Source organism: Streptomyces sp. MB09-02B, assembly GCF_033794485.1.
In the GTDB taxonomy this organism is placed as follows: Bacteria; Actinomycetota; Actinomycetes; order Streptomycetales; family Streptomycetaceae; genus Streptomyces.
On record NZ_JARGEE010000129.1, the window covers coordinates 1 to 21531 of the forward strand.

15 protein-coding genes and 1 pseudogene are annotated in these 21531 nt (G+C 70.1%); 6 read left to right on the top strand and 10 right to left on the bottom strand.

Translation table 11 applies throughout. The features are described from left to right. The first annotated feature begins 49 nt into the window (after positions 1–49). Entirely contained in the window at positions 50–991 is a 942-nt protein-coding gene (locus P1P70_RS19515) for a superoxide dismutase (RefSeq protein WP_319239426.1), read from the top strand. Between the two features lie 145 nt (positions 992–1136). On the opposite strand, the gene P1P70_RS19520 is transcribed toward P1P70_RS19515, so the two are convergent. The 3 genes from P1P70_RS19520 to P1P70_RS19530 all read right to left on the bottom strand — a co-directional run bounded on the left by P1P70_RS19520 (position 1137) and on the right by P1P70_RS19530 (position 4442). After that, positions 1137–2147 carry a PAC2 family protein gene (locus tag P1P70_RS19520; RefSeq protein WP_319239388.1) on the bottom strand — a complete coding sequence of 337 codons (1011 nt, stop codon included), beginning with the start codon at positions 2145–2147 and terminating at the stop codon, positions 1137–1139. Between the two features lie 158 nt (positions 2148–2305). Next, on the bottom strand, positions 2306–2977 hold the full coding sequence (locus tag P1P70_RS19525) for a FadR/GntR family transcriptional regulator (protein WP_319239390.1): 672 nt from the start codon (positions 2975–2977) through the stop codon (positions 2306–2308). Positions 2978–3032: 55 nt separating this feature from the next. Continuing rightward, positions 3033–4442, bottom strand: a complete 1410-nt coding sequence (locus P1P70_RS19530; RefSeq protein ID WP_319239393.1) for an amidohydrolase — start codon at positions 4440–4442, stop codon at positions 3033–3035. A gap of 210 nt (positions 4443–4652) precedes the next feature. On the opposite strand from P1P70_RS19530, the pseudogene P1P70_RS19535 reads away from it, so the two are divergent. After that, positions 4653–5027 (top strand): annotated as a pseudogene (locus tag P1P70_RS19535) (S-methyl-5-thioribose kinase); the annotation flags it as partial. On the opposite strand, the gene P1P70_RS19540 reads toward P1P70_RS19535, so the two are convergent. From P1P70_RS19540 to P1P70_RS19560, 5 genes are all read right to left on the bottom strand, one after another. After that, complete coding sequence (locus tag P1P70_RS19540; protein WP_319239396.1) at positions 5013–5606, bottom strand: SMI1/KNR4 family protein; 594 nt, start codon at positions 5604–5606, stop codon at positions 5013–5015. The pseudogene P1P70_RS19535 and the gene P1P70_RS19540 sit on opposite strands and share 15 nt — an antisense overlap. A gap of 178 nt (positions 5607–5784) precedes the next feature. Further along, positions 5785–7401: a glycerol-3-phosphate dehydrogenase/oxidase gene (locus tag P1P70_RS19545; RefSeq protein WP_319239397.1), complete on the bottom strand. Its 1617-nt coding sequence runs from the start codon at positions 7399–7401 to the stop codon at positions 5785–5787. 56 nt (positions 7402–7457) lie between these two features. Beyond that, positions 7458–8996 carry a glycerol kinase GlpK gene (gene glpK, locus P1P70_RS19550; protein ID WP_319239400.1) on the bottom strand — a complete coding sequence of 513 codons (1539 nt, stop codon included), beginning with the start codon at positions 8994–8996 and terminating at the stop codon, positions 7458–7460. Positions 8997–9095: 99 nt separating this feature from the next. Further along, positions 9096–9893, bottom strand: coding sequence for an MIP/aquaporin family protein (locus P1P70_RS19555; protein WP_319239403.1), 798 nt, complete (start codon positions 9891–9893; stop codon positions 9096–9098). Between the two features lie 301 nt (positions 9894–10194). Next, the gene (locus P1P70_RS19560; RefSeq protein WP_319239406.1) at positions 10195–10959 is read right to left on the bottom strand and encodes an IclR family transcriptional regulator; all 765 of its coding nucleotides are present in this window, start codon (positions 10957–10959) and stop codon (positions 10195–10197) included. Between the two features lie 393 nt (positions 10960–11352). Between P1P70_RS19560 and metH the strand changes: the two genes are divergently transcribed. From metH to P1P70_RS19580, 4 genes are all read left to right on the top strand, one after another. Then, a complete protein-coding gene (gene metH / locus P1P70_RS19565) occupies positions 11353–14880 on the top strand; it encodes a methionine synthase (RefSeq protein ID WP_319239409.1) in 3528 nt (1175 codons plus the stop codon). Positions 14881–15008: 128 nt separating this feature from the next. Then, entirely contained in the window at positions 15009–15713 is a 705-nt protein-coding gene (locus tag P1P70_RS19570; protein WP_319239412.1) for an HAD family phosphatase, read from the top strand. A gap of 406 nt (positions 15714–16119) precedes the next feature. Beyond that, positions 16120–17724, top strand: a complete 1605-nt coding sequence (locus P1P70_RS19575) for an ABC transporter substrate-binding protein (protein ID WP_319239415.1) — start codon at positions 16120–16122, stop codon at positions 17722–17724. Positions 17725–17815: 91 nt separating this feature from the next. After that, positions 17816–19399, top strand: a complete 1584-nt coding sequence (locus P1P70_RS19580; RefSeq protein ID WP_319239418.1) for an ABC transporter substrate-binding protein — start codon at positions 17816–17818, stop codon at positions 19397–19399. Positions 19400–19494: 95 nt separating this feature from the next. On the opposite strand, the gene P1P70_RS19585 is transcribed toward P1P70_RS19580, so the two are convergent. Together P1P70_RS19585 and P1P70_RS19590 are read right to left on the bottom strand one after the other, a co-directional pair. Further along, positions 19495–20166 carry a response regulator transcription factor gene (locus P1P70_RS19585; protein WP_319239420.1) on the bottom strand — a complete coding sequence of 224 codons (672 nt, stop codon included), beginning with the start codon at positions 20164–20166 and terminating at the stop codon, positions 19495–19497. 15 nt (positions 20167–20181) lie between these two features. Continuing rightward, positions 20182–21102 carry a RecB family exonuclease gene (locus P1P70_RS19590; RefSeq protein WP_319239423.1) on the bottom strand — a complete coding sequence of 307 codons (921 nt, stop codon included), beginning with the start codon at positions 21100–21102 and terminating at the stop codon, positions 20182–20184. Between the last annotated feature and the right edge of the window lie 429 nt (positions 21103–21531).

A 21531-nucleotide genomic window follows, 5' to 3' on the forward strand; every position in this document is an offset into this window, starting at 1 on the left:
GGGGGTTAATTTTTTTAAGAGAAAAACCCCCCACCTCAGTCGGCGAAGACTGCTGACGACGTCGGCCACCGCCGCCGCCGCGCTGCTCGTCGGGGCCTCCGCCACGTCCGCCGCCTCCGCGACCGGTTCGGCCGCCAGGGACCCGTGGCCCGACGTCATCCCCCTGCCGAACGGCTTCCGTCCCGAGGGCATCACCATCGGCGCCGACCCCTACGCCTACCTCGGCTCTCTCGGCGACGGCTCGATCTACCGCGCCGACCTGCGCACCGGCGCGGGCCGCATCATCTCTGCGGGACCCGGTACGCCCTCCGTCGGGCTCAAACTCGACGACCGGGGGCGGCTGTTCGTCGCCGGGCGCGGTCAGGGCGCCCGGGTGGTGGACGTCCGCACCGGCAAGATCATCGCCTCGTACACGCTCACCACGAAGACGCCGACCTTCGCCAACGACGTCTTCCTCACCCCGGGCGCCGCCTGGTTCACCGACTCGTTCCAGCCCGCCCTGTACGCGCTGCCGCTCGGCCGCGACGGCCGGCTGCCGGGCCCGGACGAGGTCGTCACGGTCACCCTGCGCGGCGCCTGGACCCAGACGCCCGGCGAGGTGGTCAACGCCAACGGGATCACCCGCACCCCGGACGGCAAGGCCCTTCTCGTCGTCCAGTCCGGGGGCGGTGGCCTCCACCGGGTGAACCCGAGGACCGGCGTCACGACCCTCGTCGACCTGGGTGACGCGGCCCCCCTCACCAACGGCGACGGCCTGCTGCTGCTCGGCCGGCGCCTCTACGTCGTGCAGAACCGGCAGAACGCGATCGACGTGTTCCAGCTCTCCGTCGACGGCCGCAGCGGCATCTTCGAGGGCCGCCTCAGCGACGCGGACTTCGACATCCCGACCACGGTCGCGGCTCACAGGAACCGCCTGTACCTGCCCAACGCCCGCTTCACCACGACCCCGACGCCGGAGACGACCTACGCGGTGGTGGCGATCAAATGCTGAGCACCCGGTAACTCCCGGCCCACTTCCCCGCGCCCCGAAGGGGCGCGGGGCTCCACTCGATGTGCGGCTCCGCCGCGTGGGCGCGACCAGCCACGACCAACCCGCGGATCCCGCGCAGCGTCACCGCAACGGCATCCCCGGCCCACTACTCCTCCGACGAATCCTCGCCCTCGTCCTCGCCCGCGGCCTCCGGCCGCGACGGCTTCGGCGGCCGCGTACGCCCACCGGGGTTGTCCTTCGGATTCCACGCGCCGGGGCCCGTGTCACCCCCGTCGGCCGTGGCATGCCCCCCGGCCGGACCGGCGGAGCCGGGCCCCCCGTCCCGCCGCCGCAAGTACCGCTCGAACTCGCGGGCGATCGCCTCGCCCGACGCCTCCGGCAGCTCCGCCGTGTCGCGGGCCTCCTCCAGCGTCTGCACGTACTCGGCGACCTCGCTGTCCTCCGCCGCCAGCTGGTCCACACCCACCTGCCAGGCGCGCGCGTCCTCCGGCAGTTCGCCCAGCGGGATGCGTACGTCGATGAGGTCCTCCAGGCGGTTCAGGAGGGCCAGCGTCGCCTTCGGGTTCGGCGGCTGCGACACGTAGTGCGGCACCGCCGCCCAGAGCGAGACCGCGGGGACACCGGCGTGCGTGCACGCCTCCTGGAGGATGCCGACGATGCCTGTGGGGCCCTCGTACTTGGTCTCCTCCAGATCCATCCGCTGCGCCAGGTCCGGGTCGGACGTGACACCGCTGACCGGGACCGGACGCGTGTGCGGGGTGTCGCCGAGCAGCGCGCCCAGGACGACCACCAACTCCACGCCCAGCTCATGGGCGAAGCCCAGCAGCTCGTTGCAGAACGAGCGCCAGCGCATCGACGGCTCGATACCCCTGACGAGTACGAGATCGCGGGGCTTGTCGCCGCCCACCCTGACCACCGACAACCTTGTCGTCGGCCAGGTGATCTTCCGTACGCCGCCGTCCAGCCACACCGTGGGACGGTTCACCTGGAAGTCGTAGTAGTCCTCGGCGTCCAGCGCCGCGAACACCTCGCCCTTCCATTCCCGGTCCAGATGCGCGACCGCGGTGGAGGCGGCGTCGCCGGCGTCGTTCCAGCCTTCGAACGCGGCCACCATCACTGGGTCGATCAGCTCGGGAACCCCCTCCAGCTCGATCACCCAGCGCCTCCTTCCGACGTGCCCTCGCGTACGCCCCAACCTTACGGCGTGCCGAGGGGGCCTCCGCAGCCCCCTTGCACGGGGGAGTGAACGGATCACTGCCCCGTTCGCACGGCTCAGACACGCGCCGGCCGCCGGAGCCTCAGGTGATCAACTTCTCACAGCGTCGATCGCAGCCACTGCTCCACGCTCGCGATGTGCACCGTCGCCCAGGAGCGCGCGGCGTCGGCGTCGCGGTCGCGGAGGGCGGCCAGGATGGCGCGGTGCTCGTGCAGGGTTTGGCTGACCGCGTCCTCCTGGGTCAGTCCGCGCCAGATGCGGGCCCGCGTGGTGGGGCCCGACAGGCCGTCGAGGAGCGAGCAGAGCACGGAGTTCCCGGAGGTCTGCACGATGCCCCGGTGGAACTCCAGGTCGCAGGCGACCAGCTCCTCCACCGAGGGGTCGGTGCCGAGCCGGTCCAACTGGGCCGCCAGCGCGTCCAGTTGCTGCTCACTGATCCTCAGGGCGGCCATCGCCGTCGCCGCAGGCTCCAGTATGCGGCGCACGGCGAGGAACTCCAGGACCGTGTCGTCGCGGTGGAAGTCGACGACGAAACTCATCGCCTCCAGCAGGAGTTGGGGATCGAGGCTGGTCACATAGGTGCCGTCACCCTGCCGTACGTCCAGGATGCGGATCAACGACAGGGCGCGGACGGCCTCGCGCAGGGAGTTGCGGGACAGCCCGAGGTCGGCGGCGAGCTCGCTCTCCTTCGGGAGCCGGTCGCCGGGGCGCAGCGCGCCGGAGACGATCATGCCCTTGATCTTCTCGATCGCCTCGTCGGTGACTGCCATGGCGGCCCCTCCCTGTCGCTTCTGGTGCTTCGGCTGTTCAGGATGGTCTGGCTGTTCAGGATGAACCGGTTGTTCTGGACTTCCCGGATGTTCCGGTCATTTTCGGTTGTTCCGGACGTTCAGACATCCGATGTATCAGGCCATTATGAAGGCTCCGCCGTGCCCATCCGGCCAAAGTCTCCAGGTCGGCCAGGGCCGCCGCCTCGTCGAGGGTGGTGAGGACCCGCTCGCGCATCAGCACCCTCCCCTCGACGACGGTGTCCCGCACGTCCGCCGAGTATGCCGCGTAGGCGAGGGTGGACCACGGATCATGGAGGGGCCGCAGATGCGGGCCGCCCAGGTCGAGCACGATCAGATCGGCCCGCTTGCCCGGCTCCAGGGAACCGAGTTGATCGCCGAGCCCCAGCGCGCGGGCCCCCTCGATCGTCGCCATGCGCACCGCCTGCTCCGCGCCCACGGCCGTGGGGTCACCGGCCGCCTTGTGCACCAGCGCCGCCTGCCTTACCGCGCCCAGGACGTCCAGCGTGTTGGAGCTGGCCGCCCCGTCCGTGCCCAGCCCGACGGTGACGCCCGCGCCCAGCATCCGGGGCACCGGCGCGATTCCGCAGCCCAGCTTCAGGTTCGACACCGGGCAGTGCGCGACCGAGGTCCCCGTACGGGCCAGCGCCGCGATCTCCGGGCCGGTGAGGTCGACCGCGTGGGCGAGCAGCAGATCGGGGCCGAGCAGTCCGAGCGAGTCCAGCAGCTCCACCGGGCGCTTGCCGTACCGCGCCCGCACCGTGGCGACCTCGGTGGCGTTCTCCGCCGCGTGGAGGTGCAGCAGTGCCCCGAACTCCCGGGCCAGGGCGGCTGTGCCGAGCAGTTGCTCCGGGGTGAGTGTGTAGGTCGAGTGCGCGGAGAGGACCGGGCGCGTCCCCGGCCGGTGGGCGCGGTCGGCGAGGTCCCGCCGTGCCCACTCCAGCCGTTCCTCGTACGCCCGGCCGTCGGCGGGGTCGGGGACGTCCATGAAGGTCGGGCCGGTGTGCAGCCGCCAGCCCGTCTCGCGCGCGACCCGCTCGGCCGCCTCGTGGAACCAGTACATGTCCAGTGCGGACGTCACCCCGGCCCGCAGGCTCTCGGCGATCGCCACGCGCACCGCCGCCGCCACGTTCTCCGGCGACAGCAACCGCACCTCCCACCGCTGCACCCGCTCCAGGAACCCCTGGAGGGTGACGTCGTCCGCGCGGCCCCGCAGGAGGGTCATCGCCAGGTGGGTATGGGCGTTGACGAGCCCGGGGAGCACCAGACACCCCTGGGCGTCGAGACTTTCGGCCGGCGCGCAGGACCTACGGAGTTCTTCGGCGGGGCCGACCGCCAGGATCTCGCCGTCCCGGACGGCGACCGCCCCGTCCCGCAGCCGAGTCCCGGCACCGTCGACCGTCAGGACGTCACCGCCGTGGACCAGCAGATCGACGTGCTCGCTCACGCGGCGCCCCCCTCGACCCCTCGCCCTTACGATGCCCAGCTGGTGCCCCGCTCCCACATCGCGGGCGGCACGCTGGAGCGGAGAATCGCTTCGGGGGACGGCCAGGTGCTCAGGTGGCAGCTGCCGAACACTTGCCCAGTGCCCGGGAAGTCAGGCCTGCGGAGGAGTGAGAGCCGCATTCCACCGTGTTTCCCGACGGTTCGCCGAGGCAACGCGCTGGTCTCCGAGGAACGGGCCCGCGCCCTGGGGGCCCTGACGGACCACGGCGACCAACTCCGGCTCTCCTGGGAGGCCTTCGAGACCGAGTTCCGACGCCTGTGGCCCACCCGCGTCGCCACCTTCTTCGACGACGCCTACCTGGACCGTTTCCTCGCGCGCGTCTGGACGGAGTCCCTCGGCTTCGCCGGCACGGAACTGGTCCGCCGCATCATCGGCTTCGCCCATCTCACGGACCTGTCGACCCTGGCCGACCCGGTCCCGGCGTCACGCCGGGCGCTGCTGCTGGGCCGTGAACTCATCGTCCGTCGTACGGAGCTGACCTCACCGGACGCCGTCCGCGACCTCGTCGCCTCACCACTCGGCTGACTCGGCGTCGAACCACTCCTTCCCGGCGGCCCAGTGCGCCACCCAGCCGCCGAAGCCGGGCGCGGAGGTCGTATGCCCGAACTCCGCGCCGAACGGCATGGCACCCACGTCGGTGACGTGCCATATGTGTCCCCGATGGGGGCCGGTGACGACGAGATGCCAGTTCATGGCGCATCCGTCCGTGCCGAGCACGATCGAGCCGTGGTGGTAGACCTTGTCGACGGCTTCGTCCCAGTCGTCGTCGTACGGGCCGTCGTCCGCCTCCCACAGCCAGGGCGCGGTGAGCGGGAACAGCTCGCCGAGGGCCCGTCTCGCGCCGTTGTCGCCCCAGTCCGACGGCAGCTCGGCCAGCCCCACGAGCCCGTACTCGGGAGGCCCCTGCGACGAGCCGTCGGAGATCTCCGCCACGAACGTCCGGTACGGCTCAGGGAGCACCACCGAGTGTTCCGCCTCGAAGGCGCGCACGGCGTCCCAGCCGAGCGCCGACTGCCCGCCGAGCGCCGACTCCCCGCCGTCGTCGACGGCGAAGGCCGCGCGCAGGGCCGCCAGTTCGGCGGGGTCGGCGTGATCGATGTTCATGCGGTCATGAAAGCACCCGGCACTGACAATCGGCCCGACGGCAAAGGCGACAGAACAACAGAGGGGCGGCTCCGTCGAGGGAGCCGCCCCTTCGCCGTGGCCCGGCCCCAGAGCGGAAGGGGGCCGACCCTCTCGGTGCCGGCCCCGGTCAGGGGGAGGGGCCGGTACCGACATCCGGTTACTTCTTGTCGAGCAGGTCCTGGACCTTCGCGCGGACCTCGTCCGTCGCCAGGCCCCGTATCGTCAGCGTCGTCCGGCGGCGCAGGACGTCGTCCGCCGTCTCGGCCCACTCGGTGTCGCGGGCGTAGACGACCTGCGCCCAGATCTCCGGCGCGTCGGGGTGGACCCGCTCGCCCAGCTCGGGGTTCTCGTTCGCCAGGCGGGCGATGTCGAAGGCCAGGGAACCGTAGTGCGTGGCCAGGTGCCGTGCCGTGTCGGCGCCCATCCGCGGGCCCGGCGCCGGACGGTCCACCAGCAGCCGGTGCGCGACCGCGCGCGGGTTGGCGACACCCGGCAGCGGCAGCTTCTTCGGCAGCGACGCCACCGGCTCGAAGTCCTCGCCCAGCGGGTGACCGGGCAGCGCCTCCAGCTTCTTCATGATCGTGCGGCCGATGTGCCGGAACGTCGTCCACTTGCCGCCCGCGACGGACAGCATGCCGCCCCGGCCCTCGGTCACGACCGTCTCCCGCTTGGCCTTGGCGGTGTCACCGGGCCCGCCCGGCAGCACCCGCAGACCGGCGAAGGAGTACGTGATCAGGTCACGGTCCAGCTGCTGGTCCCGGATGGAGAACGCGGCCTCGTCGAGTATCTGGGCCGTGTCCTTCTCGGTGACCGAGACGTCCGCCGGGTCGCCCTCGTACATCTCGTCGGTCGTACCGAGCAGCAGCATGTCCTCCCAGGGGAGGGCGAACGTGATGCGGTACTTGTCGATGGGGGTGGCGAGCGCGGCCTTCCAGGGAGCGGTCCGCTTCAGCACCAGGTGGGCGCCCTTGGAGAGACGGATGGAAGGGGCCGCGTTCGGGTTCTCCATCCGGCGCAGGTGGTCGACCCACGGCCCGGTCGCGTTCAGCACGAGCCGGGCGCTGACGCCGAACTCGTCGCCGGAGAGCCGGTCGCGCAGCTCGGCACCGGTGACCCGGCCCTTGGTGAAGCGCAGCCCGGTGACCTCGGCGTGGTTCAGGACCACCGCACCCGACTCGACGGCCGCGCGGACCGTCATCAGCGCCATCCGGGAGTCGTTCATCTGGTCGTCGCCGTACACGGCCACGGCCTTGAGGTTGTCGGTGCGCAGCTCGGGCACGTCCTGCGCCGCCTTGGCGGGGGAGAGGAGGTGGCCCACGCCGTCACCGAACGCGGAGAGCGCGGAGTAGGCGAAGACGCCCGCCCCGAGCTTCGCCGCGCCGTGCGGCCCGCCCTTGTACACGGGGAGGTAGAACGTGAGCGGGTTCGCCAGGTGGGGAGCCACCTGGCGGGAGACCGCACGGCGTTCGAAGTGGTTCTCCGCCACCAGCTTCACCGCGCCGGTCTGCAGGTAGCGCAGACCGCCGTGGAGCAGCTTGGAGGAGGCGGAGGAGGTGGCGCCGGCGAAGTCGCCGGCGTCGACCAGGGCCACCCTGAGCCCGGACTGCGCGGCGTGCCAGGCGGTGGAGATGCCCAGGATGCCGCCGCCGATCACGAGGAGGTCGTACGACGCCTTGGCGAGCTGCTCCCGGGTCTCGGCACGGCTCGGGTTCGAGCCGGACGCCGGGCGCGTCCCCAGGGCAGGCAGGGTCTGCAGGGTGGTCTGACTGGTCATGTCGGGTTCTTACTCCTCATCAGAGCCGGTGGACGGAGCCTTCGCGGGCCCCTGACTCAGCTCTCGTCCTCGATCCAGCCCATGGTCCGCTCGACGGCCTTGAGCCAGCTCTTGTACTCACGGTCGCGGGTGTCCGCGTCCATACGGGGGGTCCACTCGGCGGCCCGGCGCCAGTTGGCGCGCAGCTCGTCGGTGCTGGTCCAGAAGCCGACGGCGAGACCGGCGGCGTAGGCGGCGCCGAGGCAGGTGGTCTCGGCGACCATCGGGCGCACCACGGGGGCGTCCAGGAAGTCCGAGAGCGTCTGCATCAGCAGGTTGTTGGAGGTCATGCCGCCGTCGACCTTGAGGGCCGCGAGCTCGACGCCCGAGTCCTTGGTCATGGCGTCCGTGATCTCACGGGTCTGCCAGGCGGTGGCCTCCAGGACGGCGCGCGCGAGGTGCGCCTTGGTGACGTACCGGGTGAGACCGGCGATCACACCGCGGGCGTCGGAGCGCCAGTACGGGGCGAACAGACCGGAGAAGGCCGGCACGAAGTACGCGCCGCCGTTGTCCTCGACCGAGAGCGCCAGCGTCTCGATCTCGGCGGCGGTGGAGATGAGGCCCATCTGGTCGCGCATCCACTGCACCAGCGAACCGGTGACGGCGATCGAGCCCTCCAGGGCGTAGACCGGCTTCTGGTCGCCGATCCGGTAGCCGACGGTGGTCAGCAGGCCGCTGTAGGAGTTGATGATCTTCTCGCCGGTGTTCAGCAGCATGAACGTTCCGGTGCCGTACGTGGACTTGGCCTCGCCCTCCTCGAAGCAGGTCTGGCCGAACAGGGCCGCCTGCTGGTCGCCGAGCGCGGAGGCGACAGGGATGCCGCCGAGCAGGTCGCCGAGGCGGCCGCCGGTGACCTCGCCGTAGACCTCGGCGGAGGAGCGGATCTCCGGGAGCATCGACAGCGGGACGCCGATGGACTCGGCGATCTTCTCGTCCCACTGCAGCGTGTGCAGGTTCATCAGCATGGTGCGGGAGGCGTTGGTGACGTCGGTGTAGTGCTTGCCGCCGTCGACACCGCCCGTCAGGTTCCAGATGACCCAGCTGTCCATGGTGCCGAAGAGGATGTCGCCGGCCTCGGCGCGCTCGCGCAGGCCCTCGACGTTGTCCAGCAGCCAGCGGGCCTTCGGACCGGCGAAGTACGAGGCCAGCGGCAGACCGGTCTCGCGGCGGAAGCGGTCCTGGCCGACGTTGCGGCCGAGCTCGCGGCAGAGGGCGTCGGTACGGGTGTCCTGCCAGACGATGGCGTTGTGGACGGGCTCACCGGTGTTCTTGTCCCAGAGCAGCGTGGTCTCGCGCTGGTTGGTGATGCCGATGGCCTTGATGTCGTCACGGGTGATGCCGGCCTTCTCGATGGCCCCGGCGACGACCTCCTGGACGTTCGTCCAGATCTCGGTGGCGTCGTGCTCGACCCAGCCCGGCTTCGGGAAGATCTGCTCGTGCTCCTTCTGGTCGACGGAGACGATGCGTCCGTCGCGGTCGAAGACGATACAGCGGGACGAGGTCGTGCCCTGGTCGATGGCGGCGATGAACGGGCCGGCGGTGTGGGCGTCGGTCACGGTGTGCTCCTGAAAGGTCAACTGGTCAACGGGCTGTACGTACGGCGCGTGCTGAGCGTTCCGCGGGACGGCCCGCGGAACGGCGGCTCAACGGGTTTCTCAGACGAATGCGACGTTGTAGAGGCCTGCGGCGAGGGCGGCACCGATCAGGGGGCCGACCACCGGGACCCAGGCGTAGCTCCAGTCCGACCCGCCCTTGTTGGGCAGGGGCAGCAGGGCGTGCACGATGCGCGGACCGAGGTCACGGGCCGGGTTGATCGCGTAACCGGTCGGGCCACCGAGGGACAGACCGATGGAGACCACGACGAGCGCCGTGATCAGGGCACCGAGGGCGCCGAGGCCCTTGCCGGAGTCGTTGAGACCCTGTGTGAGCACGGCCAGGACCAGCACGACGGTGCCGATGACCTCGGTGGCGATGTTCAGGACCGCGTTGCGGACCTCCGGGCCGGTGGAGAAGATGCCGAGCACGGGGCCGGCGCCCTTCTCCCGGGCCTCGACCGACTTGGCCTTGGCCCGCGTCTTTGCGTCGCCGACGATCTCCGCGTCGGTGAGGTGCGCCTGGAACTGTCCGTAGTAGGCGATCCAGACCAGAGCGGCACCGATCATGGCGCCGAGCAGCTGCCCGCCCCAGTAGATCGGGACGTCGCCCCACTCGATGCCGTCCTTCTTCAGCGCGAGCGCGAGGGTCACGGCCGGGTTCAGATGGGCGCCGGAGAGCGGCGCGGAGGTGTAGACGGCGGTGAGAACGGCAAAACCCCACCCGAAGGTGATGGCGAGCCAACCGGCGTTACGGGCCTTGGAGGCCTTCAGGGTGACGGCCGCGCAGACGCCGCCGCCGAGCAGGATGAGTATGGCGGTACCGATGGTCTCGCCGATGAAGATGTCGGAGCTGGACACCCGCGACTCCTTTGTCCTTCGTCCAGGGGAAAGAGTTCGGCCCGTGGCGTTGTCACACTCTAGCGCGTATTGCCGGTAGGTGTTCGACAATGTCGACCGATGGACGGGAGTCTTGCTCCGGCGTCACAGGCGCGTCAAGAGCTGAGTTGTCGAAAACGCGATCGTTATTGATCGAACAGGCCCGTCGATCTTGAGACGGCTGCCGGGGCGCCCACCTGGGCGCCCGTCGCGCACGCGCGCGTACGGCGAAGGCCGGGACACGTCACCGTGTCCCGGCCTTCGCCGTACGCGCGGCAGGGGGTCAGAACCGCCCGGCGCCCAGGTCCCGCGACACCGCGCGGGCGCAGTCCCGTACGGCCGCGATCAGTTCGGGGCGCAGCTCGCCCTCGCGGCACAGCCGCTCCACGGCGCCGGTGATGCCGACCGCGCCGACCGGCATCCGCCGCCGGTCGTGGATGGGGGCGGCGATGGACGCCACGCCCTCCCAGGTCTCCTCGACGTCGGCCGCGTACCCGCGGGCGCGGGTGATGTCCAGGACGCCCTCGAAGTCGGCCAGCGTGTGCACGGTCCGGTCGGTGAACGCCTTGCGCTCGCTCTCCAGCACCTCGCTGTGGGCCACCGGGTCGTAGGCCGACAGGACCTTGCCCAGGGCCGTGGAGTGCAGCGGCTGCATGGCCCCTATCTCCAGGACCTGCCGGCTGTCGTCGGGCCGGAACACGTGGTGCACGATCAGTACGCCCTGCTGGTGCAGCACCCCCAGGTGCACGCTCTCGCCGCTGGAGCGGGCCAGGTCGTCCGTCCAGACCAGGGCGCGCGCCCGCAGTTCGTGGACGTCGAGGTACGTCGTCCCGAGCCGCAGCAGTTCGGCCCCCAACTGGTAACGCCCCGAGGCGTCGTCCTGCTCGACGAACCCCTCGTGCTGGAGCGTGCGCAGTATGCCGTGGGCGGTGCCCTTGGCGAGGCCCAGCGACGAGGCGATGTCCGACAGGCCGAGCCGCCGTTCGCCGCCCGCGAGCAGGCGCAGCATCGCGGCCGCCCGTTCGAGCGACTGGATGTTCCGTGCCATCGCCGTCCTGCCTCCGTCCCCTTCGGCCGCCGTACGCGACTGAACTTCCATCGTTCGGCAATGTCGAACACTACCGGTCGTTGCCGACCTCCCGCTAATGGCCGTCACTAGCTTTTCGGCCACGCTCGCCGTGCGGTGGCGCGCTCGTGTCCGTCCGGTGTCCGTCCGGTGGCCGTGGGGCGCACATGTGGCCACGGGGTGTCCGAAGGGTGCCGGAGTGGTGTCCGTCGTTCTTTTCGTCGTCGGAGTAAACCGCACCCGAGCGGGTGCGCCACGCCGGTCCGCCCCGTGGACGCCCCTGACCATCCGTGCCGCTCCGGGCTAGGCTTGCCGCGTGCGCCTTCCGTCGGAGGGCGCAAAGCCGACAGCCGTCGCACTCCAGGGAGCAGCTCCATGGTCTCGTCGCCGAACACGTCCCTCACGTCCGCCGCCGCAGGCCGGGCCCGATCCGAGGCCCTCCGTGAGGCCCTCGCCACCCGTGTGGTGGTCGCCGACGGCGCGATGGGCACGATGCTCCAGGCGCAGGACCCCACCCTGGAGGACTTCCAGCAGCTGGAGGGCTGCAACGAGGTCCTCAACGTCACCCGCCCGGACATCGTCCGCTCGGTGCACGCCGCGTACTTCGACGCGGGCGTCGACTGCGTGGAGACGAACACCTTCGGCGCCAACCTCACCGCACTGGGCGAGTACGACATCCCCGAGCGCACCGCCGAGCTGTCCGAGGCCGGCGCCCGCATCGCCCGCGAGACGGCCGACGAGTACGCCGCCCGCGACGGCCGCCAGCGCTGGGTGCTCGGCTCCGTCGGCCCCGGCACCAAGCTGCCCACCCTCGGCCACACCACCTTCACCGCCATCCGCGACGCCTACCAGCAGAACGCCGAGGGCCTGCTGGCCGGCGGCGCCGACGCGCTCCTGGTGGAGACCACCCAGGACCTGCTGCAGACCAAGGCCTCCGTCATCGCCGCCCGCCGCGCGATGGAGACCGCCGGATACGAGGTCCCCCTGATCGTCTCGGTGACGGTCGAGACGACCGGCACCATGCTCCTCGGCTCCGAGATCGGCGCCGCGCTGACGGCACTGGAGCCGCTCGGCATCGACATGATCGGCCTGAACTGCGCGACCGGCCCCGCCGAGATGAGCGAACACCTGCGGCATCTGGCCCGCCACTCCCGCATCCAGCTCTCCTGCATGCCCAACGCCGGCCTGCCGGTGCTGACCAAGGACGGCGCCCACTACCCGCTGACCGCGCCGGAGCTGGCGGACGCCCAGGAGAACTTCGTCCGCGAGTACGGCCTCTCCCTCGTCGGCGGCTGCTGCGGCACCACCCCCGAGCACCTGCGCCAGGTCGTCGAGCGCGTCCGGGACCTGACCCCCACCGTCCGCGACCCGCGCCCCGAACCCGGCGCCGCCTCCCTCTACCAGAGCGTGCCGTTCCGCCAGGACACCTCGTACATGGCGATCGGTGAGCGGACGAACGCCAACGGCTCGAAGAAGTTCCGCGAGGCCATGCTGGAGGCCCGCTGGGACGACTGCGTGGAGATGGCCCGCGACCAGATCCGTGAGGGCGCCCACATGCTCGACCTCTGCGTCGACTACGTGGGCCGCGACGGCGTCGCCGACATGGCCGAACTCGCCGGCCGCTTCGCCACCGCCTCCACCCTCCCCATCGTCCTGGACTCCACCGAGGTGGACGTCATCCAGGCCGGGTTGGAGAAGCTGGGTGGCCGGGCCGTCATCAACTCCGTCAACTACGAGGACGGCGACGGCCCCGAGTCCCGCTTCGCCAGGGTCACCCGCCTCGCCCAGGAGCACGGCGCCGCGCTGATCGCGCTGACCATCGACGAGGAGGGCCAGGCCCGCACCCCGGAGAAGAAGGTCGAGATCGCCGAACGGCTCATCGACGACCTCACGGGCAACTGGGGCATCCACGAGTCGGACATCCTCATCGACACCCTGACCTTCACCATCTGTACCGGCCAGGAGGAGTCCCGGGGGGACGGCATCGCCACCATCGAGGCGATCCGCGAACTCAAGCGCCGCCACCCGGACGTCCAGACCACCCTCGGCCTGTCGAACATCTCCTTCGGCCTCAACCCGGCCGCCCGTATCCTCCTCAACTCCGTCTTCCTCGACGAGTGCGTCAAGGCAGGCCTGGATTCCGCCATCGTCCACGCCTCCAAGATCCTGCCGATCGCCCGCTTCAGCGAGGAGGAGGTGCGGACGGCCCTCGACCTCATCCACGACCGCCGGGCCGAGGGCTACGACCCGCTGCAGAAGCTGATGGCGCTGTTCGAGGGCGCGACCGCCAAGTCCCTGAAGGCGGGCAAGGCCGAGGAGTTGGCCGCCCTCCCGCTGGAGGAGCGCCTCAAGCGCCGCATCATCGACGGCGAGAAGAACGGCCTCGAAGCCGACCTCGACGAGGCACTGGAGAACCGCCCGGCCCTCGACATCGTCAACGACACCCTGCTGGACGGCATGAAGGTCGTCGGTGAGTTGTTCGGCTCCGGCCAGATGCAGCTGCCGTTCGTGCTGCAGTCCGCCGAGGTCATGAAGACCGCCGTCGCCCACCTCGAACCGCACATGGAGAAGTCGGACGCCGAGGGCAAGGGCACCATCGTCCTCGCGACCGTCCGCGGCGATGTCCACGACATCGGCAAGAACCTCGTCGACATCATCCTGTCCAACAACGGCTACAACGTCGTCAACCTCGGCATCAAGCAGCCGGTCTCGGCGATCCTGGACGCCGCCGCCGAGCACCGCGCCGACGTCATCGGCATGTCCGGCCTGCTGGTGAAGTCCACAGTGATCATGAAGGAGAACCTTCAGGAGCTGAACCAGCGCGGCCTGGCCGCCGACTACCCGGTCATCCTCGGCGGCGCCGCGCTGACCAGGGCATATGTCGAGCAGGACCTGCACGAGATCTACGAGGGCGAGGTCCGCTACGCCCGCGACGCCTTCGAGGGACTGCGCCTCATGGACGCCCTCATCGGCGTCAAGCGCGGCGTCCCCGGCGCGCAACTGCCCGAACTGCGGCAGCGCCGGGTACGGGCCACGGCCTCGGCCACCGCCGTCGAGGACCGCCCCGAGGAGGGCCACGTCCGCTCCGACGTCGCCACCGACAACCCCGTCCCCACGCCCCCGTTCCAGGGCACCCGCGTCGTCAAGGGCATCCAGCTCAAGGAGTACGCGTCCTGGCTGGACGAGGGCGCCCTCTTCAAGGGCCAGTGGGGCCTGAAGCAGGCCCGCACCGGCGACGGTCCCACCTACGAGCAGCTCGTCGAGACCGAGGGCCGGCCCCGCCTGCGCGGTCTGCTGGACCGGCTGCAGACCGAGAACCTGCTGGAGGCGGCCGTCGTCTACGGCTACTTCCCCTGCGTCTCCAAGGACGACGACCTGATCATCCTGGACGACGACGGCAACGAACGGACCCGGTTCTCCTTCCCGCGCCAGCGCCGCGGCCGCAGGCTGTGCCTGGCCGACTTCTTCCGCCCCGAGGAGTCCGGCGAGATCGACGTGGTCGGCCTCCAGGTCGTCACCGTCGGCTCCCGCATCGGCGAGGAGACCGCGAAGCTCTTCGAGGCCAACTCCTACCGCGACTACCTCGAACTCCACGGCCTGTCCGTGCAGTTGGCGGAGGCCCTCGCCGAGTACTGGCACGCGCGCGTCCGCTCGGAGCTGGGCTTCGCCGGTGAGGACCCGGCCGCGATCGAGGACATGTTCGACCTCAAGTACCGGGGCGCCCGCTTCTCCCTCGGATACGGCGCCTGCCCCGACCTGGAGGACCGCGCCAAGATCGCCCAGCTCCTCGAACCCGAGCGGATCGGCGTCCAGCTCTCGGAGGAGTTCCAGCTCCACCCCGAGCAGTCCACCGACGCCATCGTGATCCACCACCCCGAGGCGAAGTACTTCAACGCACGGTAGGCCCCCACGCAGGGGCTCGGCCGCATCGAAAGGCGCTTGTCCGCGCGGCGTCGTAGACTGGTCGGTCCACCGCAGGCCGGTTCCCCACCCGGGAACCGGCCTGCTCGTCCCACAAGGAGGTGCGCCGGATGACCACGACGATTCCCGCGCCAGGAACCCGTACGGCCGAAGGCTCGGCGCTCCAGGCCGTGCTCCTCGACATGGACGGCACCCTGGTGGACACCGAGGGCTTCTGGTGGGACGTGGAGGTCGAGGTCTTCGCCGGCCTCGGACACACCCTCGACGACTCCTGGCGGCATGTCGTGGTCGGCGGACCCATGACCCGCAGCGCGGGCTTCCTGATCGAGGCCACCGGCGCCGACATCACCCTCGCCGAGCTCACCGTGCTGCTCAACGACGGCTTCGAGGCACGCATCGGGCGCACCCTGCCGCTGATGCCCGGCGCCTCGCGGCTCCTCGCCGAACTCGCCGCCCACGACGTGCCCACCGCCCTGGTCTCCGCCTCGCACCGGCGCATCATCGACCGCGTCCTGACCTCTCTCGGCCCCCAGCACTTCGCGCTGACCGTCGCCGGCGACGAGGTCGAGCGGACCAAGCCGTTCCCCGACCCCTATCTGCTCGCGGCCTCCGGTCTCGGCGCCGACCCGGCCCGGTGCGCGGTCATCGAGGACACCGCCACCGGTGTCGCCGCCGCGGAGGCCGCCGGCTGCCATGTGGTCGCCGTCCCGTCCGTGGCCCCCATCGCCCCCGCCGTGCGCCGCACGGTCGTGACCTCGCTGGAAGAGGTCGACCTGCCATTTCTGCGCGGTCTGATGGCGATCACCGCCAATTGAAAGCGCAACGAATTCCAAGATCGCGCAACACCGGCCCGGGACGAGAATTCACTCGGCCGCGATGACTGAATTCCCGCACAGGGGAATACCTTTCCACCTGTGACGTTGACCACTTCCCACGGCCCCTGAAGTGCTCGCACGGCGCCCCCGAACCCCCGGTTCGAGGGCGCTCGGCGCGCCTTTGTGTCCCGATTGACGAAGCGTGCCCCAAACATTCCGTGGTGAGTACATCGTTTGTGTCCGCGCCCGGTTCCATAGCGTGAGGGGAACTCAACTCCGGTGCGCGCGGGCCCCTCTGGCGGTGCGGGCTAATCTCGTCGCGAGAACATCGCCGTACATCCCGGGACACGCTCGCACCACCCCGCCAGCACCCGTCTCGGACCACAGCTTTGGAGAAGCAGCGAGCATGAACCGCAAGACCTTGGTGCTGCCGGCCGTGATCGGCCTGCTCGCCCCGGTACTCGCCGCCTGCGGTGCCACCGACAGCGCGGGCGGCAGCGGTGACACGGTCGTCGTCGGCACCACCGACCGGTTCGCCGCCTCCAAGCAGGCCCCGGCCCCGATCGACCCCGCCTACGCCTACGACGTCGGCACCTGGAACATCCTCCGCCAGACCGTCCAGACCCTCCTGGTCCAACCGCGCGGCGACGGCGAACCGGAACCCGAGGCCGCCTCCAGCTGCTCCTTCACCGACACCGGCAACGAGCGCTACGCCTGCACCCTGCGCGACGGCCTGAAGTTCGCCAACGGCGACGCGATCACCGCCGAGGACGTGAAGTTCTCCATCGACCGGGCCCGCTCCCTCAAGGCCGACAGCGGTGTCTTCGCCCTGCTGTCCACCATCGACCTCGTCGAGACCAAGGGTGACAACGAGGTGATCTTCCACCTCAACAGCCCCGACGCGACCCTCCCGTACAAGCTGTCCACCCCGGTCGCCGGCATCGTCAACCCGGACGACTACGACAAGGACAGGCTGCGCGACGGCTTCCAGGTCGACGGCTCCGGCCCGTACACCCTGGACGCCGAGGTCGAGAACAACGAGCTGGTCCGGGCCGTGTTCACCAAGAACCCGAACTACAGGGGCCAGTTGGACCCGAAGAACGACAAGGTCGAGCTGCGCTCCTTCGAGAGCGCCGACGCCATGGGCGCCGCCCTGAAGAAGGGCGACATCGACCTCATGACCCGCACCATGACCCCGGAGCAGATCACCAAGCTCTCCGACGCGGCCGACAGCGACATCGACGTCATCGAGTCCGCCGGCCTGGAGATCCGCTACCTCGCCTTCAACACCGACGCCTCGCCGGTCAGGAGCACCGCCGTCCGCCGGGCCATGGCCGAGGTCATCGACCGGGGCGAACTCGTCTCCAAGGTCTACGGCTCCCAGGCCGAACCCCTCTTCTCGCTGGTCCCCGCCGGCATCACCGGCCACTCCAACTCCTTCTTCAACAAGTACGGCGACCCGGACGTCGCCAAGGCGAAGTCGACCCTGGAAGCAGCCGGCGTCACCGCCCCGGTGAAGCTGACCCTCCACTACACGACCGACCACTACGGCGCCGCCACGAAGAAGGAGTTCGAGCTGCTGAAGAAGCAACTCGACGACAGCGGCCTGTTCGACGTCACCATCAAGGGCGCCCCCTGGTCCACGTTCCGCCCCGCCGAGCAGGAGGGCGAGTACGCGGTCTACGGCATGGGCTGGTTCCCGGACTTCCCCGACGCCGACAACTACCTCGCGCCCTTCCTCGACAAGGACAACTTCCTCGGCTCGCCCTACGCGAACAGCGAGATCCGCGGCAAGCTGATCCCCGAGTCCCGCCGTGCGGCCGACCGCCTCTCCGCCGCGGAGAGCCTCGCCGGCATCCAGGACATCGTCGCCGAGGACGTGCCGATCCTGCCGCTGTGGCAGGGCAACCAGTACGTCGCCGCCCGCGACGACGTCACCGGCGCCGAGTACGCCCTCAACGCCGCCTCCACGCTCCAGCTCTGGGAGCTGGGACGCGGCAGAAGCGACTGACCGGATCTCACCACCCCTCCAGGCAGAGGCCGTTCGGCCTCGGGGGAGCCCGGAGCGCCCGCAATGCACCGACGACACAAGGCATCCATACGTGAACATACGCACCCAGTGGCCCGTCCTGACCATCGCGACAGGGCTTGCCGCCGGCCTGCTGACCGGTTGCGGCTCCGACTCGGGGGGATCCGGGGGCTCCGGTTCCGACGTCGTGATGGGGATGTCCGACGACGTCCTGGCCACCGACCCCGCCTCCGGCTACGACCCCGGATCCTGGCTGCTCTTCAACAACGTCTTCCAGTCGTTGCTGAGCTTCCCCAACGGCGCCACCGAGCCCGAACCGGACCTCGCCAAGGAGTGCTCCTTCCAGGCCGGCGGCACCAAGGTCTACGAGTGCACCCTCAAGGACGGCCTGAAGTTCAGCAACGGTGAGGCGCTCACCGCGAAGGACGTCAAGTTCTCCTTCGACCGCATGCTGAAGATCAACGACGACGCCGGCCCCGCGATCATGTTCCCCATGCTCGACAAGGTCGAGACCCCGGACGACAAGACCGTCCGCTTCGACCTGAAGTACGCCGACGCCACCTTCCCCAGCAAGATCGCCTCCGGCGCCGGCTCGATCGTCGACGAGAGCTCCTACGACGCCGACGGACTCCGCGAGGACGGCGAGGCGGTCGGCTCCGGCCCCTACAAGCTCGAGTCCTTCGGCGAGGACGAGGCCGTCTTCACCGTCAACGAGAACTACCAGGGCACCGCCGACGTCGAGAACAGCGGCGTCACCCTCAAGTTCTTCCACGGCGACCAGGACGCCCTGAAGAAGGCCCTGCTGGAGGGCGACCTCGACGTCACCTACCGCGGCCTCAGCGCCTCCGACATCTCCGACATCGAGACCGACACCTCCACCGCCAGCGGCGTCGAGATCGTCGACGGCACCGGCGCCGAGGTCCAGCACCTCGTCTTCAACATGGACGACCCGGTCACCGGCAAGCTCGGCGTCCGCCAGGCCATCGCCTACCTGCTCGACCGCGAGGCCCTCGTCGACGAGGTCTACCAGGGCACCGCCACCCCGCTGTACTCGATCATCCCGGCCGGCATCACCGGCCACAACACGGCCTTCTTCGACACCTACGGCGCCCGCCCCTCCGAGGCCAAGGCCGAGGCCGCGCTCCGCGCCGACGGCATCAACGACAAGGTCGAACTGACCCTCTGGTCCACCCCCTCGCGCTACGGCCCCTCCACCGACCAGGAGTTGGAGGCCGTCGCCAAGCAGCTCAACGACAGCGGGCTGTTCGACGCCAAGGTGGAGTCCGTCGCCTTCGACCAGTACGAGAAGGACATCGCCGCCGGCAAGTACGGCGTGTACGTCAAGGGCTGGGTCCCCGACTACCCGGACCCCGACAACTTCACCGGCCCCTTCTTCGGCAAGGGCAACGTGCTGGGCAACAACTACGACAACACCACCATCACCGGTGAACTCCTCACGAAGACCGCCGCCGAGAGCGAGCGCTCCTCCACGGAGCAGGAGTACGCCGAACTCCAGAACATCGTCGCCGAAGACGTCCCGCTCATCCCCGTCTGGCAGGCCAAGCAGTACGCCGTCGTCCGCGACGACGTCTACGGCCTGGAGTACTGCCTGGACGCCTCCACCGTCTTCCGCTTCTGGGAGATCAGCAAGGGCTGACACGAGCACGGGTCCACACCACGGCCCCGAACGCCCGAGGGCGCTCCCTTCCACAAGAAGGGAGCGCCCTCGGTGCTCACAGCGGAGCCCGCCGACTACTGCGCGCCGGGGCGCACCAGCCCGCTCTCGTACGCGTACACCGCCGCCTGCACCCGGTCCCGCAGCCCCAACTTCGTCAGCACATGGCCCACATGTGTCTTCACCGTGGTCTCGCTGACGAACAGATCGGCCGCGATCTCCGCGTTCGACAACCCCCGGGCCACCAGCTTCAACACCTCGACCTCACGGTCAGTCAGTGTGTGCAGGGTGTCCGGCACCGCCTCCTCGCCCGACGGCAGATGTTCCGCGTACTTGTCGAGCAGCCGACGCGTGATGCTCGGCGCGAGCATCGCCTCCCCGTTCGCCACCACTCGGATCGCCTGCACCAGCTCATTGGCCGGAGCGTCCTTCAGCAGAAACCCACTGGCCCCCGCCCGCAGTGCCTCCACCACGTACTCGTCCAGATCGAACGTGGTCAGCACCAGCACCTTCGCCGGACCGTCCCGCCCGGGACCGGTGATCTGACGGGTCGCCTCCACCCCGTCCATCCGGGGCATCCGGATGTCCATCAGCACCACATCGGGCTGCAGCGCCCGCACCTGGTCGATCGCCTGGAGGCCGTCCCCGGCCTCCCCGACGACCGCGAGGTCCTGCTCCGCCTCCAGAATCATCCGGAACCCGGTACGCAGCAGCGGCTGGTCGTCGACCAGTAGGACGCGGATGGCCACGAAAATCTCCTTCGGCTAGTCCGGCCCCATTCTGCCCTGCCCCTCACCGACCGACTCCGGTGACCTCACCTGGAGGGGGTACGGCGGGGGAGTCCCGCCGAACTCCGGGCACACCGCCTGGTGGTCGCACCAACCGCACAGCTTCGTCGGCCGCGGCCGCCAGTCACCCGTCTCCGTGGCCTGCCGGATCGCCTCCCACAGCGCCATCAGCTTGCGCTCCACCCGCTCCAGATCGGCGACCACGGGGTCGTACGTCAGGACGTCACCACTACCGAGATAGACCAGCTGCAGCCGGCGCGGCACCACCTGCTTCAGCCGCCACACCACCAGCGCGTAGAACTTCATCTGGAACAGCGCGCCCTCGGCGTACTCCGGCCGCGGCGCCTTCCCCGTCTTGTAGTCGACGATCCGCACCTCACCGGTGGACGCCACATCGACCCGGTCGATGATCCCGCGCAGCCTGAGCCCCGACTCCAGCTCCGCCTCCACGAACAGCTCCCGCTCGGCGGGCTCCAGCCGCGTCGGGTCCTCCAGCGTGAACCAGCGCTCCACCAGCCGCTCGGCCTCCGCCAGCCAGCGCGCCAGCCGCTCACCCTCCGCGTCGTCCGCGAACAGCTCCACGACCTCCGGCCTGGTCTCCCGCAGCCGGTCCCACTGCCCCGGCACCAACGACCGGGCGCGCGGCGCCGTCCGCTCGGCCGCCGGCGAGTCGAAGAGTCTCTCCAGCACCGCGTGCACCAGCGTGCCCCGGGTCGCCGCCTCGCTCGGCTTCTCCGGCAGCCGGTCGATCACCCGGAACCGGTACAGCAGCGGACACTGCATGAAGTCACTGGCGCGTGACGGCGACAGCGAGGAGGGTGGCGCGGCGGCCCGCACAGGACGGTCGCCCTCGCCACCCACGGGAACGGCGGGGGTGCCGTCGGTGCTGGTTTCCATGACCACAGACCATACGGCCCACCACTGACAGTGACTGCCACGGGCCCGTACGAGCACCGACCGACACCGCGCCCGCCGTTGCCCGTGTGCCTCGTGCGGCGCGGGGGAAAACAGAGAGGGTGCCGGGGCGGAACGTGCCCCGGTGACGGCATAGCATCGACGACAGACCCATCCGCCCGACCACCGGGTGCGGAAGACGCTTCGAACGAGGGGACATCGTGGAGACGAGCGGCGGGAGCGGGCAGCCGCGGTCCGACAGCGAGGAGGCGCCCGAGCGCGCCCACCGCGACGCGACCGGAACCCCGGCGAACCATGACGCCCGCCTCTTATAAAATTCTCCGACCCCCCGGAAAGGCCAAAAACCCCGTTTCCGGTCTCTGGTTGGAAAAAAAAAAACAAAACAAAGCGACAAGATATAGTGAAGAGAGA